11 protein-coding genes are annotated in these 14,676 nt (G+C 71.0%); 6 read left to right on the top strand and 5 right to left on the bottom strand.

Annotation, left to right across the window (positions count from 1 at the left end; all coding sequences use genetic code 11):
* The first annotated feature begins 290 nt into the window (after positions 1-290).
* Positions 291-2,528, top strand: a complete 2,238-nt coding sequence (locus Psi02_RS24215) for a glycosyl hydrolase family 18 protein (protein WP_203977925.1) — start codon at positions 291-293, stop codon at positions 2,526-2,528.
* Between the two features lie 90 nt (positions 2,529-2,618).
* On the opposite strand, the gene Psi02_RS24220 is transcribed toward Psi02_RS24215, so the two are convergent.
* Positions 2,619-4,535 carry an amino acid transporter gene (locus Psi02_RS24220; protein ID WP_203977926.1) on the bottom strand — a complete coding sequence of 639 codons (1,917 nt, stop codon included), beginning with the start codon at positions 4,533-4,535 and terminating at the stop codon, positions 2,619-2,621.
* Between the two features lie 211 nt (positions 4,536-4,746).
* Between Psi02_RS24220 and Psi02_RS24225 the strand changes: the two genes are divergently transcribed.
* The gene (locus Psi02_RS24225; protein ID WP_203977927.1) at positions 4,747-7,203 is read left to right on the top strand and encodes a Tex family protein; all 2,457 of its coding nucleotides are present in this window, start codon (positions 4,747-4,749) and stop codon (positions 7,201-7,203) included.
* Here the strand turns inward: Psi02_RS24225 and Psi02_RS24230 are convergent.
* On the bottom strand, positions 7,174-8,445 hold the full coding sequence (locus Psi02_RS24230; RefSeq protein WP_203977928.1) for a methyltransferase family protein: 1,272 nt from the start codon (positions 8,443-8,445) through the stop codon (positions 7,174-7,176). The genes Psi02_RS24225 and Psi02_RS24230 overlap by 30 nt on opposite strands.
* Positions 8,442-9,317 carry a hypothetical protein gene (locus Psi02_RS24235; protein WP_203977929.1) on the bottom strand — a complete coding sequence of 292 codons (876 nt, stop codon included), beginning with the start codon at positions 9,315-9,317 and terminating at the stop codon, positions 8,442-8,444. Before Psi02_RS24235 ends, Psi02_RS24230 begins: the two co-directional genes overlap by 4 nt.
* Before the next feature lie 94 nt (positions 9,318-9,411).
* Between Psi02_RS24235 and Psi02_RS24240 the strand changes: the two genes are divergently transcribed.
* Both Psi02_RS24240 and Psi02_RS24245 read left to right on the top strand, forming a co-directional pair.
* A complete protein-coding gene (locus Psi02_RS24240; RefSeq protein ID WP_203977931.1) occupies positions 9,412-10,029 on the top strand; it encodes a TetR/AcrR family transcriptional regulator in 618 nt (205 codons plus the stop codon).
* A gap of 123 nt (positions 10,030-10,152) precedes the next feature.
* On the top strand, positions 10,153-11,253 hold the full coding sequence (locus Psi02_RS24245; protein WP_203977933.1) for an MBL fold metallo-hydrolase: 1,101 nt from the start codon (positions 10,153-10,155) through the stop codon (positions 11,251-11,253).
* Positions 11,254-11,262: 9 nt separating this feature from the next.
* On the opposite strand, the gene Psi02_RS24250 is transcribed toward Psi02_RS24245, so the two are convergent.
* The gene (locus tag Psi02_RS24250) at positions 11,263-12,210 is read right to left on the bottom strand and encodes an endonuclease/exonuclease/phosphatase family protein (RefSeq protein ID WP_203977935.1); all 948 of its coding nucleotides are present in this window, start codon (positions 12,208-12,210) and stop codon (positions 11,263-11,265) included.
* A 240-nt stretch (positions 12,211-12,450) separates the two neighbouring features.
* On the opposite strand from Psi02_RS24250, the gene Psi02_RS24255 reads away from it, so the two are divergent.
* A complete protein-coding gene (locus Psi02_RS24255; protein WP_203977937.1) occupies positions 12,451-13,479 on the top strand; it encodes an ROK family protein in 1,029 nt (342 codons plus the stop codon).
* A 144-nt stretch (positions 13,480-13,623) separates the two neighbouring features.
* On the top strand, positions 13,624-13,971 hold the full coding sequence (locus tag Psi02_RS24260) for an avidin-fold protein (RefSeq protein ID WP_203956631.1): 348 nt from the start codon (positions 13,624-13,626) through the stop codon (positions 13,969-13,971).
* Positions 13,972-14,010: 39 nt separating this feature from the next.
* Here Psi02_RS24260 and Psi02_RS24265 read toward each other — a convergent pair whose 3' ends face one another.
* Entirely contained in the window at positions 14,011-14,649 is a 639-nt protein-coding gene (locus Psi02_RS24265; RefSeq protein WP_203977939.1) for an Lrp/AsnC family transcriptional regulator, read from the bottom strand.
* Positions 14,650-14,676 lie beyond the last annotated feature (27 nt).

Here is a 14,676-nt window from a genome sequence, read left to right on the forward strand (position 1 = left end):
CGGGGCCTCGGCACGCAGCCTGTCTCACATATTGACGGTGCTTCAACCTGTGGGTAAGTTCACCTTAAATTAAAAGGAAAGCTTACTAATAGTTCCCCGCGAACACACAGGCAGGAACCGCGCCATGCCACGGTCGCCGCCCACCGTCCTTCCGATCCCCGTGTCTCGAATTCCCCGCGACCGGCCTCGCGCCGCCTCGCACACGCGTCCTCCGCACCCTCCCCTCGTATCCGCCCCTTGGACGTGGAGCACATATGAAACGCAGGATCCTTCCGACATTGTTAGCGGCGATGGGGGCACTGCTCCTGCCGATCGCCGTCTCGGTGCCCAGTGCGTACGGGGCGGTCACCGTCCCGATCCGCGCGAACGCGGGCGGCCCGGCCCTGACCGACGGCTCGGGCAACGCCTGGGCGGCCGACAAGGCCTACTCCAGCGGCAACTGGGGTTACGACACGCTCTATGGATCAGGCTCGACCCCCAGCGCGATCGCCGGGACCACCGATGACGCGCTGTACCAGAACTACACCCTCTTCAGCGGCTGGACCGGCTACAAGTTCGACGTGGCCAACGGCACCTACCAGGTGACGCTGAAGATGGTCGAGGACTGGGCCAACGGCCCGGGTCAGCGCAAGTTCGACGTGCGCGCCGAGAACACGACCGTGCTCACCGGCTTCGACGTCTTCGCCTCTTGCGGGGCGCTGACGGCCTGCGACAGGACCTTCACCACCACGGTCAGCGACGGCCAGCTCAACGTGCAGTTCAACATGAACGGCGGAGCCAACTACGCGACCGTGTCGGCGATCTCGGTCACCGGCGGAGGCGGCGGAGGCGGCGACACGACCGCGCCGAGCGTCCCCGGCAACCTCCGGGTCACCGGCACCACCACCTCCAGCGTCTCGCTGGCGTGGAACGCCTCCACCGACAACGTCGGCGTCACCGGCTACGACGTCTACCGGGGCGGCGCCCTCGTCACGACCGTGACCGGCACGTCGTACACCGACACCGGGCTCACGGCGGGCACCGCCTACAGCTACACCGTCCGCGCGAAGGACGCCGCGGGGAACGCCTCGGCCGCGAGCGCCGCGGTCACGGGCACCACCCAGACCGGCGGAGGCGGAGGCGACACGACCGCGCCGAGCGTCCCCGGCAACCTCCAGGTGACCGGCACCACCACCTCCAGCGTCTCCCTGTCCTGGAGCGCCTCCACCGACAACGTCGGCGTCACCGGCTACAACGTCTACCGGGGCGGCACCCTCGTCACGACCGTGACCGGCACGTCCTTCACCGACAGCGGGCTGGCCGCCGGTACCTCGTACAGCTACACCGTCCGCGCGAAGGACGCCGCCGGCAACCTGTCCGCCAACAGCTCCGCGGTCTCCGGCACCACCCAGACCGGCGGCGGAGGAGGGGGCGGCAACAAGCTGCTCGGCTACTTCGCCCAGTGGGGCGTCTACGCCCGCCAGTACTTCGTGAAGAACATCGAGACCAGCGGCTCGGCGTCCAAGCTCACGCACATCAACTACGCCTTCGGCAACGTCACCAACGGCCAGTGCGCCATCGGCGACGCCTACGCCGACTACGACATGGCCTACACCACCGCCAACAGCGTGGACGGCAAGGCCGACACCTGGGACGCCGGCGTGCTCCGCGGCTCCTTCGGCCAGTTGCGCAAGCTGAAGGCCCTGCACCCGAACCTCAAGATCCTTTGGTCCTTCGGCGGCTGGACGTGGTCGGGCGGATTCGGCCAGGCGGCGGCCAACCCGACCGCCTTCGCCAACTCCTGCTACAACCTGGTCGAGGACCCGCGCTGGGCCGATGTGTTCGACGGCATCGACATCGACTGGGAGTACCCGAACGCCTGCGGCCTCAGCTGTGACAGCAGCGGGCCGGCCGCGTTCAAGAACCTGATGTCGGCCCTGCGCACCCGCTTCGGCCCGAACTATCTGGTGACCGCCGCCATCACGGCGGACGGCAGCAACGGCGGGAAGATCGACGCGGCCGACTACGGCGGCGCCTCGCAGTACCTCAACTGGTACAACGTCATGTCCTACGACTACTTCGGAGCCTTCGCGCCCACGGGCCCGACCGCGCCGCACTCACCACTGACCTCCTACACCGGCATCCCGACGGCGGGCTTCAACTCCGACGCCGCCATCCAGAAGCTCAAGGGCCAGGGCGTGCCGGCGAGCAAGCTGCTCCTCGGCATCGGCTTCTACGGCCGGGGCTGGACCGGCGTCACCCAGGCCACGCCGGGTGGAACGGCGACGGGCCCGGCTCCCGGCACCTACGAGGCGGGCATCGAGGACTACAAGGTCCTCAAGAACACCTGCCCGGCGACCGGCACCGTCGCGGGTACGGCGTACGCCAAGTGCGGAAGCAACTGGTGGAGCTACGACACCCCCGCGACCATCGGGGGCAAGATGAGCTACTCGAAGAACCAGGGCCTCGGCGGCTCCTTCTTCTGGGAGCTCAGCGGTGACACCTCCAACGGCGAGCTCATCACGGCCATGAAGAACGGCCTGGGCTGACCGGACGGCCGGGGAGGCTCCCGCCTCCCCGGCCTCTCAGGTGCTCCGGCCTCTCGGCCCCGAGCGCCCGAGCGCCCGAGCGCCGTGGGATCAGCTCACGTGGACCTGGGGGCGGCGGCCGATGTCGGGCTCCGCCTTCCTGATGACCTCCCGCGTCAGCGGCGGCACGTCTCCCCCGCCGAAGACCAGGTAACGCAGCAGCGCGCCGACCGGGTTCCCCTCGGCCCAGTGGAAGTACACGTGCGGCCGGTTGCCCGTCACGTCCCTGAGGTGGAACAGGATCGCCGCGATCGTGTTGGCCACCGCGGGGCTCTGCACGGTCAGCACCTGGTAGCCGTGCCGCGTCTCCCCCTTGACGAGCAGGTCCGCCTCAAACTCCGACGCGTCGCCGAGGGTGACCTCCAAGAAGATCATCGGCTCGTCTTCGGGCAGATGATGGTATTCGCGCGTCTCGCGGTCCTTCTCGGCGTACTCGGCCGTGTCCCGCGCGTCGGGCTCGTTGGCGATCAGGCGGAGCTGTCCCGGCGCCTCGGCGACGATCCGGCGTGCGGTCTCGTCCAGCCTCACCTCGGTGACCCGCAACTCCGTCGACCGGGTGGCGCGGGACACGAGCGAGCTGACGACGATGGCCACGACGAAACCGATCGCGATGCTCAGGCCGTCGGGCCGCTCCCTGATGTTCTCGACGGCGGTGTAGGCGATGACGAGGGAGATCAGCCCGAACCCGGCTCCGGCGACCGTGCGGCCCGCGCGGAAGACGGTGAGCGTGACGGCGATCGCCGCCGAGAGGATCAGCACGAGCACCCCTGTGGCGTACGCGCCACCCTGGGGCTCCACCTGCGCGCCGAAGAGGATCGTGATGCCGAAGGCGATGGCGGTGAAGACCAGGACGAGCGGGCGCACGGCCCGGGCCCAGTCGGGGGCCATGCCGTACCGGGGCAGGTAACGGGGGACGATGTTCAGCAGCCCGGTCAGCGCGGACGCGCCCGCGAACCAGAGGATGGCGATCGTGCTGACGTCGTAGACGGTGCCGAAGGCGTCGCCCAGGTTCTCGTGGGCCAGGTAGGCGAGCGCGCGGCCGGACGCCTTGCCGCCCTCGGCGAACTCCCCGGCCGGGATGAGCATGGTCGTCGCGACGCTGCTCGCGAGGAGGAAGACGCTCATGATCAGTGCGGCGGTCGTGAGCAGCCGCCGGGCGCCGGCGATCCGGGCGCGAAGGTCGCCCTCGATCTGCGGCATCACGGCCACGCCGGTCTCGAAACCGGACAGGCCGAGGGCGAGCTTCGGCAACACCAGCAGGGACATCGCGATCATCGCCACCGGGCTGGAGTGATCAGCCGTGAGCGAGTGCTGCCAGCCGTCCAGAAGCTCGGGGTGCGACACGACCTTCGCCAGGGCCACCCCGACGACCACCACGTTGAGCGCGAGGTAGACCACGACGAGGACGACCGCGAGCCCGATCGCCTCGCTGAACCCGCGCAGGAAGATGCCGCCGAGCAGCGCGATCAGCAGCAGCGTGATGCCGACCTCGTGGCCGCTGAGGAACCCGGGCACGAACGGGTTCTGCAGGATGTGGGCGGTGGCGTCCGACGCCGACAGGGTGATCGTGAAGATGAACGCCGTCGCGACGAACCCGAGCAGCACGAGGACGAAGAGCTTGCCCCACCAGCGCGGCAGCAGGCCCTCCAGCATCGCGATGGAGCCCATTCCATTGGGGCTGTGCTGTGCGACCGCCCGGTAGGTGGGCAGGGCGCCGAACAGGGTGAGCAGCACGAGCAGGAGCGTGGCGATCGGCGACAGCGCTCCGGCGGCGACCGCCGCGATCCCCGGCTGGTATCCCAGGGTGGAGAAGTAGTCGACGCCGGTGAGGCACATGACCTGCCACCAGGTGTGCCGCTTCTCCGGATGCTCCTCATGCGGGCCGGTGGCCCGGCGTTCGCGCTGAAGGCCCTCAAGGAGCCAGGCACGGACGGTCCCGGGGCTTTCCCGCTGCGCGGACGTGGTCAATCCGGCTCACTCTCCTCGGCTGGGGGGACACGATGGCGGCAGGGAGACCATACTGACCAATCACGCGGCCCGCCGCGTTCCGCCGGTCCGTTTCCTGCCCCGCCGTCCAGACCGGTCGTCCGGCTCGTCATCCGGCCTTCTCCGCGGAGGCGGGATCACCTCCGCGATCCGGCAGAATGAGTGCCCTCCCGGAAGAAAGCAGATCAGGATCGTGACGACCACCATTCAGCAGCGGATCGCCGAAGAGCTCGGCGTGCGCGAGAGCCAGGTGACCGCGGCGGTCGACCTGCTCGACGGCGGGGCAACGGTCCCGTTCATCGCCCGCTACCGCAAGGAAGCGACCGGCACGCTCGACGACGCGCAGTTGCGCACCCTCGAAGAGCGGCTGCGCTACCTGCGCGAGCTGGAGGAACGGCGCGCGGCGATCCTCGACTCGATCCGGTCGCAGGGCAAGCTCGACGAGGCGCTCGAGGCGCAGATCATGGCGGCCGACTCCAAGGCCCGGCTGGAGGACATCTACCTGCCCTTCAAGCCCAAGCGCCGGACGAAGGCCCAGATCGCCAGGGAGGCGGGGCTCGAGCCGCTCGCCGACGGCCTGCTCGCCGACCCCTCCCTCGACCCGGCCGGCACGGCGGCCGCCTACGTCGGCGAGGGCGTCGCCGACGCCGCGGCGGCGCTCGAAGGCGCCAGGGCCATCCTGGTCGAGCGCTTCGGCGAGGACGCCGACCTGATCGGCGACCTGCGCGAGCGCATGTGGGGACGCGGCCGGCTGGTCGCGCAGGTCAGGGAGGGCAAGGAGGAGGCCGGGGCCAAGTTCTCCGATTACTTCGACTTCTCCGAGCCGTTCACCAAGCTGCCCTCGCACCGCATCCTCGCGATGTTCCGGGGTGAGAAGGAGGAGATCCTCACCCTGACGCTCGACCCGGAGGCGGACGAGCCGAACGGCTACGAACTGCGCATCGCCGGCCGGTTCGGCGTCTCCGACCAGGGCCGCCCGGCGGACAAGTGGCTCGCGGACACCGTCCGCTGGGCCTGGCGAACCCGGATCCTGGTGCACCTCGGCATCGACCTGCGCACGCGCCTGTGGCAGGCCGCCGAGGAGGAGGCCGTCCGCGTTTTCGCCACGAACCTGCGCGACCTGCTGCTGGCGGCCCCCGCGGGCACCCGCGCGACCATGGGCCTCGACCCCGGCCTGCGTACGGGAGTGAAGGTCGCCGTGGTCGACGCGACGGGCAAGGTCGTGGCCACTGAGACGATCTACCCGCACGAGCCGAAGCGGCAGTGGGACCAGTCCCTCGCCGTCCTCGGCCGGCTCGCCGCCGAGCACGGCGTCGAGCTGATCGCGATCGGCAACGGCACGGCGTCGCGCGAGACCGACAAGCTCGCCGGCGAGCTCGTCAAGCTCATGCCGGGCCTGACCAAGATCGTGGTCTCGGAGGCCGGCGCGTCGGTCTACTCGGCGTCCGCCTACGCCTCGCAGGAGCTTCCCGGGATGGACGTGTCGCTTCGCGGCGCCGTCTCCATCGCGCGCCGCCTGCAGGACCCCCTGGCCGAGCTCGTCAAGATCGACCCGAAGTCGATCGGCGTGGGGCAGTACCAGCACGACCTGTCGGAGATCAAGCTCTCCCGATCGCTCGACGCCGTGGTCGAGGACTGCGTGAACGGGGTGGGCGTCGACGTCAACACCGCCTCGGCCCCGCTGCTCACCCGCGTCTCCGGGATCGGCTCCGGCCTGGCGGAGAACATCGTGGCGCACCGCGACACCAACGGCCCGTTCCGGTCGAGGAGCGCGTTGAAGGAGGTCCCCCGGCTGGGCCCCAAGGCGTTCGAGCAGTGTGCGGGCTTCCTGCGCATCCCGGGCGGCGACGACCCGCTCGACGCGTCCAGCGTGCACCCGGAGGCGTATCCCGTCGTCCGGCGGATGCTCCAGGTCACCCAGGGCGAGCTCGGCACGCTCATCGGCAACACGGCGGTGTTGCGCTCCATCCGGCCGGCCGACTTCGTCGACGACACCTTCGGCCTGCCCACCGTCACCGACATCCTCAAGGAACTGGAGAAGCCGGGCCGCGACCCCCGGCCCGCGTTCAAGACCGCGACCTTCAAGGAAGGCGTGGAGAAGATCGCGGACCTCACGAGCGGCATGATCCTCGAGGGCGTCGTCACCAACGTCGCGGCGTTCGGCGCGTTCGTCGATGTCGGCGTGCACCAGGACGGGCTGGTCCACGTTTCGGCCATGTCGAACAACTTCGTCAAGGACCCGCGTGACGTCGTCAAGCCCGGCGACGTGGTGCGGGTGAAGGTCCTCGACGTGGACATCCCGCGCAAGCGCATCTCGCTGACGCTCCGCCTCGAGGACGAGGTCACGGCCGGCGGGCGGCCCGAGCGTGACGGCGCCCAGGGAGGCCGGGACGGTCGGCCCAGGCAGGACCGGGGCGGCGCGGGCAGGGGCGGCGGTCAGAACCGGGGCGGCCAGAACCGAGACGCACAGAACCGGGATGCGCAGAACCGCGACAACGCGGGCAACCGGGGCGGGCGTGGCGCGGGCGGCGGTTCCGGTTCCGGTTCCGGCGGCGGCGCGATGGCCGAGGCCCTGCGGCGTGCCGGGCTGGCCGACCCCGGCGCTTCGGGGGGCGGGTCGTCACGCGGGTCGTCGGGGCGCGGCCGCTGAGCTCCCCGGCTCGTACGGCTGCCGCCGCGTGACGGTGCGGGGGCCCGCGCCGAGGGCGTCCGCACAGAGCCGCGCGAACCAGGCGACCCCGGGGAGCAGCAGGATCCAGCCCATCAAGGCCCAGCCGAGGTGGAGGTGCCCTGCGGTGTACGCGAACGCGGCGACGCCCTGGGCGCGCACCCCGTCGGACCGCTCGTAGGTCATGCGGCGGATGCCGTGCGAGTGGTCCTCGGCGGCACGAATGCGCAGGGCCACGGGGCTGCGCCGGGCGATCCACCGACCGACCGCGCGGCACTGCCCGCATCCCTCCGCGACGTACACGACGGCGTGCGGCGTCTCCGGATGCGGGCGCAGACGCGGCCACCACGGGCGCACCAGGGCCTGGTAGCCCGCCCACGCCTCCCCGTACCGCCCGGCGAGCTCCTCGCCCTCGTGCCATGCGGCCAGGCCCGCGCCGTAGGCGACGACGACGACCGCCCCGGCGAGGAAGCGCACGTCCAGCGCGCCGAGCAGGAGGAAACTCGCGGCCATGGACACCTGCATCGGGTTGCGGACGTAGGCGTAGGGCCCGCCGGTCGCCAGGCGGCGCGGCGGGTCGTACGGCAGCGGCGTGCCGCCCGCACACGCGAACTCCCGTACGGCGGCCAGGCCGAGTGTCATCGGTGCCGCCAGGAGCTGCGCGAACAGCCCGATCACCCACGCGGGCCGGTGCCACACGCCGGTGAGCGCCACCGGGAGGCCCAGCATCAGGCCGCCGGCGAGCACGACCTGCGCCGCGACCCGCCACGGCAGCCGCCGGTCATCGCGGGTCCAGCGGGCCAGCAGGAGGCCCGGGACGAGGCACAGCGCCACCGCGAGGGCTTCGCCGTACAGCCAGCCGGGCCCGAGCCGCACCACGGGAGCCGCCAGCGGCATCAGCGCGAGGTCGGCCCAGGCGAGCACGGCGACGGTCAGCGGCAGCGGGAGGCTCCTGCCGGCGTGGGCGGGCAGGGCGCCCCACAGCAGTGCCCAGCCGATGAGCAGGTCGACGGGCGTCCCCGCGACGACGGCCCCGTCCGCGTGGAAGGTCCACCATCCGGCGGCCAGGGCGACCTCGTTGACCACCGCGAGGGTGAGGAGGTTCCACGCCGCTGCGACGATCACGGCCGCGACGTCCCGGCCTGCCGGTCGCCGTACGGCCAGGGCGAACCAGAGCGCGGCGACGGGGCCCAGCAGGGCCAGCGCCCGGATGAGGGTGATCATGAGGTGAAGGTGGCGGCGAGATAGCCGGCCGCCTCTGACAGCGCGTACCGCTGGAGCGGGCCGAAGTACCATCCCGGGCCGAAGGTGCGGCGGTAGCGCAGCGTCACCTCCAGGCGTTCGCCCTGCCAGCGGAACTCGGCCTCGCGCAGGTCGAGCCACCGGGCCAGCGTCGTGTCCTCCACCACGGCGAACACGACGCGTCCGGAAGCGAGCGCGCTGACCCGCAGCGTCATGGAGCGCGGCTCAGGCGGCGCGCCGATGCCCAGCGGCCTGCGCGGCGTGAACGTGATCTTCCGGGTGTCGCCGATCTGGAGGCCCTCGCCGTCCGAGGCGAGCGGCCGGGGGAAACCCGCTTCGAGGAACAGCGAGTCGAACGGGCGGAAGACCGGGGTGCGCGTGAGCGCGACGCCGATGTCGGCGCCCGGTGCCGCGACGCGGGTCGCGCTCACCTCCTCGAGGGGCGGCGCGGACGAGCCGCCCTGTAAGGCCAGGCCGAGGAGGAGCGGAATGGCCACCAGCGCGTGTTCCCGCCTCCTCCCCCTGGCCACCCAGTCCAGGACTCCTCCGATGAGGAAGCCGATGAAGTAGAAGATCGGCGCCGCCATGAGCAGGCAGACGATGCCCTCGTTGAGCAGCGGCCCCGCGAGGGCGAGCCCGATGGTGATCACCGACATGATCAGGCCCGTGGCGCTCTTCGGGCGGGCGGTCAGCGCCACGGTGAGGGCGATGACCGCCGGGATGCCCACGTAGAACAGCACGGTCTGCTCCAGGTGCCCGGCATGCAGCACGCGGTAGAGCAGCAGCGCGGCGAAGAGACCGGCGAGCACGGCCGCGAGGAGCAGTCGTGCGCTCCTGTGGTCGTCGGGATCCATCGGCACCCCCAGGGGAATTGAGCGAATGATTTAATCGACTGATTAAACCGTATGATGAGGGCACCGCGGTCCGTCGTGTCAAGAGGGAGTCGCCATGACCGGGAAGCAGCAACCGGGCGCGGAGACGCGCGAGCGGCTCATCGAGGCCGCGGCCGAGACGCTGCGCACCGAGGGATACGCCGGAACCAGCGCGCGCACGATCGCCCGAGCCGCCGAGGTCAACTCGGCGCTCGTCTTCTACCACTTCGGCGGCGTCGACCCCCTGCTGCTCGCCGCGCTCGACCGCTCGTCAGAGCAGCGCATGAGCGCCTACCAGGAGGCGGTGGCGGGCGCGCGAACCCTGGAGGAACTGGCCGAGATCGCGACCGCCATCTACCGGGCCGACATCGAGGGCGGCCACATCACGCTGTTCTCCGAACTCGTCGGCGCGAGCATCGCCCGTCCCGAGCTGCGCAAGGAGATCGTCGAGCGGGCCGAGCCGTGGATCGATTTCGTCGAGCGCACGCTCGACCGGGTCATCGGCGGATCCCCCCTGGCCAAGCTCCTGCCGCCGCGCGATCTGGCGTACGCGGCCATCACGTTCTACCTCGGCGTGAACCTCTTCACCCATCTCGACACCGACAACAGCCGCACCGAGGCGTTGTTCGCGCTGGCCGGGCGGGTCGCGCCGCGGGCAAAGTTGCTGACCCTGCGTCTGCCCCGCCGCCGCTGAGTCGCGGTTGCGCCGCCACTGAGCCGTGCCCGTCGCCCGCGGGCGGAGCATGGCGGGAAATTGTCTAGGCTGATCGAACCATCCCCAGTCCCCCACAAGGAGCGTGTTCTATGGCAGTCCACCATGGCTGACGGGCGGATGTGGCGCCTGGCCGCCGGAGCGCTGGCGCTCGGCGCCGCCGGATACGCCCTGCGCGGAATCCCGGCCGCCCTCGGCTCGCGGCCGTCGGGCGACCGGGCCCGGCGGGTGAAGCGGTCGCCCCAGTTCCGCGACGGCGCGTTCAGGAACGGCAACCCGAGCCCGATCCTGCCCCCCGGAACGGTCAACCGGGTCGCCCGCGAGATGATCTTCGGGAAGCAGCGGCGCAGTCCCCGGTTGCCGGTGCCCCTCGTGACCCCCACCCGCGCGCCCGAGAGCGAACTGGACGTCATCTGGTACGGCCACTCCTCGGCGCTGGTGGAGATCGAGGGCAGGCGGGTGCTGTTCGACCCGGTGTGGAGCGACCGCTGCTCACCCTCCACGCTGGTCGGCCCGCGCCGGCTGCATCCGGTCCCGGTGCCGCTGCACGACCTGCCCGAGGTCGACGCCATCGTGATCTCCCATGACCACTACGACCATCTCGACCTGGAGACCGTCCGGGCGCTGACCCGTGCGGGGTCCGCGCCGTTCCTCGTGCCGCTGGGGGTGGGCGCCCACCTGCAGCGGTGGAAGGTGCCCGCGTCTCGGATCATCGAACTCGACTGGAACGAGGAGGCCTCGGTCGCCGGGCTGCGCTTCGTCGCGACCGCCGCCCAGCATTTCTCCGGCCGCGTGTTCACCCGCGACCGGACCCTCTGGGCCTCATGGGTGGTGGCCGGCGAGCGCAGGCGGGTCTTCTACAGCGGCGACTCGGGGTACTTCGCCGGGTACGCCGCGATCGGCGAGGAGCACGGCCCCTTCGACCTGTCCCTCGTCCAGATCGGCGCGTACAGTCCCGGCTGGCCGGACATCCACATGACGCCGGAGGAGGCGATCCTCACGCATCTCGACGTGCGCGCGGGCGTGCTCCTCCCGGTGCACTGGGGGACGTTCAACCTCTCGTATCACGCCTGGAGCGAGCCGATCGACCGGCTCTGGCAGGAGGCGAAGGCGCGCGACGTCCGGCTCATCGTGCCCCGGCCGGGCGAGCGGGTGAGCGTGGACGACCCGCCGCCCGTGGACGCCTGGTGGCAGACGATCGCGTAGACGCCCCGGTCAGATCGACAACGTGGCGACGATCGGCGCGTGGTCGGAGTCGGCCGCGTCCCGGCGCGCCGCGGGCTCGTCGCCGACCGACGGCAACCCGTGGTCGACCACCGACCGGACCGACTCCACCCGGTCCAGGACGGCCCGGCTGACCAGGATGTGGTCGATCAGCTCGCCTCGGCCGTGGTAGACGCGCGAGTGCCGCTCGCCCTCCGGGATGAGCGGCGCGAGGTTCCACAGGCGCGTCGCGTCGCCCTTGTCCGGCCGCCGCTCCCCCACCGTGCCGATCTCCGAGCCGGGCGGGCCGAGCAGGATCTGGGTGGTGGCCGCCTCGGGCTCGTCGTTGAGATCGCCGAGCACGATGACGTCGCGCGTCTCGCCCTGCCGGCCGAGCAGCCGGTCGGCCAGGGTCCGCACGGTGACGGCCTCGGCGCTGCGCCGGTACAGCGCGTACGCGCCGAACCTGGCCCGCTCCTCCTCGTCACGCGGCTGGAAGCGTTTGCCGGGGAAGGACAGCAGCTTCGACTTGAGGTGGCAGACCACGATGTCGAGCGCCGTTCCCTGTCGCGGCTCCACGCGTACGGCCAGCACGCCGCGGCTGGTCTGGAAGGTGGTCGCCCCGTTGTCGTCCGCCTGGACGGGCGACAGCGGATGGGAGAAGGCGGCGATGTCGTGGAGCACCTGGAGAGGGAACCTGCTGACGAAGCCGACGCGTATGCCGCGCGGGTCGGGATGCCGCGAGAGCGCGACGTGCCACTCCCCGCCGAGGAGGGCGACCAGGTCGCCGAGGGCGGCCGGATCCCCGACCTCCTCGACGCCGAGGACGTCGGGCGAGATTCTGGTGATCGTCCCGCTCAGCGCCTTGAGCTTGGCCTCATAGGCCGCGGGGTCGCGCGGGCCGTACTCGCCGCCCGGACGGTAGAGGTTCTCGAGGTTCCACGTGCCGACTACAGCCATGGCCGCCACCCGGGGTAGGGGTCGAATCAAGGGATTTCAGGGACGGACTCACTATGTACCGTTCCAGATGTCCTGGCGAGGACATCGCATCGCGAAACCCAACACAGTTTCTGTAAAGCCGCTCCACCTGGACATGTCAGCCCCATGGGGCGGGCGGCGGCTGCGAGCCACGGGCTGTGCTGGGCGCACGATCTCTCGTAGTCTCAGCTCTCACAAGCGCGGACAGAAGGAACTCCCCCTATGGCAGATGCAGGGTCCTGGGTCGTCATCGGCCTGGACAACGGCGGTACCAGCAACAACGCGACGGTCCTCGACGCCTCGGGGCGGTTCCTGGTGGACCGGCTGGTCGAGACTCCCAGCCTCGTCCGGGAGGGCCCGGAGACCGCTGTGGAGCAACTCGTCCTCGCCCTGCACAACGTGCTCGACGTCACCCGCACCGCCGTGGAACAGGTCCGCGCTGTGGGCCTGGACACTCCGGGGCCCGCGAGCGCCAACGGCGTGATCTCCTCGAAGGGCGCCACGAACTTCGTCGACCCCGGCTGGTACGGCTACGACTTCCGGGGCGCGCTCGAAGCCCGGCTGGGCCTGCCCGTCGTCTACAACAACGACGGGAACGCCGCCGCCCTCTACACCCACCACGTCCGTTTCGGTGACGACGCCTGGGACAACTCCTCGGTCTCCGCCATCGTGGGCACCGGGCTCGGCGGCGGCGTCATCGAGTCGGGCCAGGTGGTGAAGGGGGCCGCCGGCATGGCCGGCGAACTCGGCCACGTCCACATCCCGATGCACGGCCTGCTCGAGGACGGCCAGCCGCTGCCCGCCTGCAACTGCGGGTTCGACGGCGACGCCGAGAGCGTCGCCTCCCTGACCGGCATCGAGAAGAACCTCCTGCCGTACTGGCTGTCCCGGTTCCCCGATCACGAACTGGCGCGGGTCGAGCCGATCGGCAAGGCCGCCAAGCTGCTGCGCGGCTATGCCGAGAAGGGCGACGAGCTCGCGCTCAAGGTCTTCGGGCAGCAGGCGATGGCGATCGGGCGGCTGTTCACGATCGCGGCCAACTTCACCGACCCCGACGCGTACTTCGTGGGCGGCGGCGTGGTCGAGGCCGCGCCGCACTTCCGTGAGTGGTTCCTCGAGAAGGTGCGCGAGCACACGCTTCTCCGCGAGGAGCAGCGGCAGGTGGCGACCGTGTCGCTCGTGGAGGACCTCGACATGGCCGGGGCACGCGGCGCCGCGCTCGCCGCCCTCAGCGAGACCGTCGGCCGCTGATCTCGAGGCCCGGGTTGCCTGTAATCTCGCGGCCCGGGCCGTCCGGCGGAAGACTTGGACGGATCACCATGCGCAAGGGCCCCTTGTGAGCGAAACGTCCAGGTCTGGTTGCGGAGGTCCGCAAGTCCGGCACGATGCGGAGACGTGAACGACAAGGACCTCCTCAACGGCCGCCGATTCGCCATGGTCAGCTCCACGTCCAGCTCCGTCGACGCCGACGCGCCGACCGAGTTCGCCTACGAGGAGGCAGGCGGGGTGATCTGGGGCAGCTACGCCGGGGACACGGTGGAGCACGGCCGGTTCGTGGGGACCAGGGACGCCGACCGGATCCAGCTGTCGTACGTCCACCTGCTCAGGACGGGTGAGCGGGCGGCCGGCCAGAGCAGCAGCCGCATCGAGGCCCTGCCCGACGGCCGGCTGCGGCTGGTCGAGGAGTTCCAGTTCGCCGGTGACGACGAGACGCACGTCAGCGTCTGCACCGAGCTTCGCTGAGGACCCCTCCGCAGCGCCTCGGCCTCGCCGGGCGTCTGCTCATGACTCCTTGCCGAGCCCCGCCCGGCCTTCCGCCGCGCCCACGAAACCCAGCTTGCCGAGGGGGACGGGGTCCTGGGCGAGGGCGGGGGCCGATCGGCGCACGGGGCGGCCCTGGCCGCGGTCGCTCGGCAGGACATAGGGCCGTCTGAGCACCTCGTCGAGGATGAAGACCGTCTCGGTCGCCTTTACCGCCGGGATGTTGGCCAGACGATCGGTGACCATGGTGTGGACCGCGGCGACGTCGGCCACCCGGATCTGGATCATGGCGTCGTGTTGTCCCGTGGTGATCGCGCAATACTCCACCTCGGGCATCTGGGCGAGCTGGGCGCGGAACTGACGCCACATCTGCTGCCGGACCGTCACGAAGATCAGCGCGGTGATGCCCAGCCCGGCGCGGGTGTGGTCGATCTCGGCGGTGAACCTTCTGATCGCGCCGTCGGCGCGCAGCGCCTCGAAGCGCGTGTACGCGTTCGCCCGGGAGATGCCGACCCGCTCGGCGAGCGCCGCGACGGAGATCCGCCCGTTCTCCCGGAGCACTTCGAGGATCTTCAGATGCGTGGCGTCGAGCTCCAGGCCGATGCCGATCCGTCCAGGCGGGCCGCCCTCAGTGCTCGGGTTGCTTGACGTTTCGGTCATCGTCTAATCCTCCGTGGGCGTTTCGTC

The organism is Planotetraspora silvatica, assembly GCF_016863315.1.
GTDB classification, from domain to species: Bacteria; Actinomycetota; Actinomycetes; order Streptosporangiales; family Streptosporangiaceae; genus Planotetraspora; species Planotetraspora silvatica.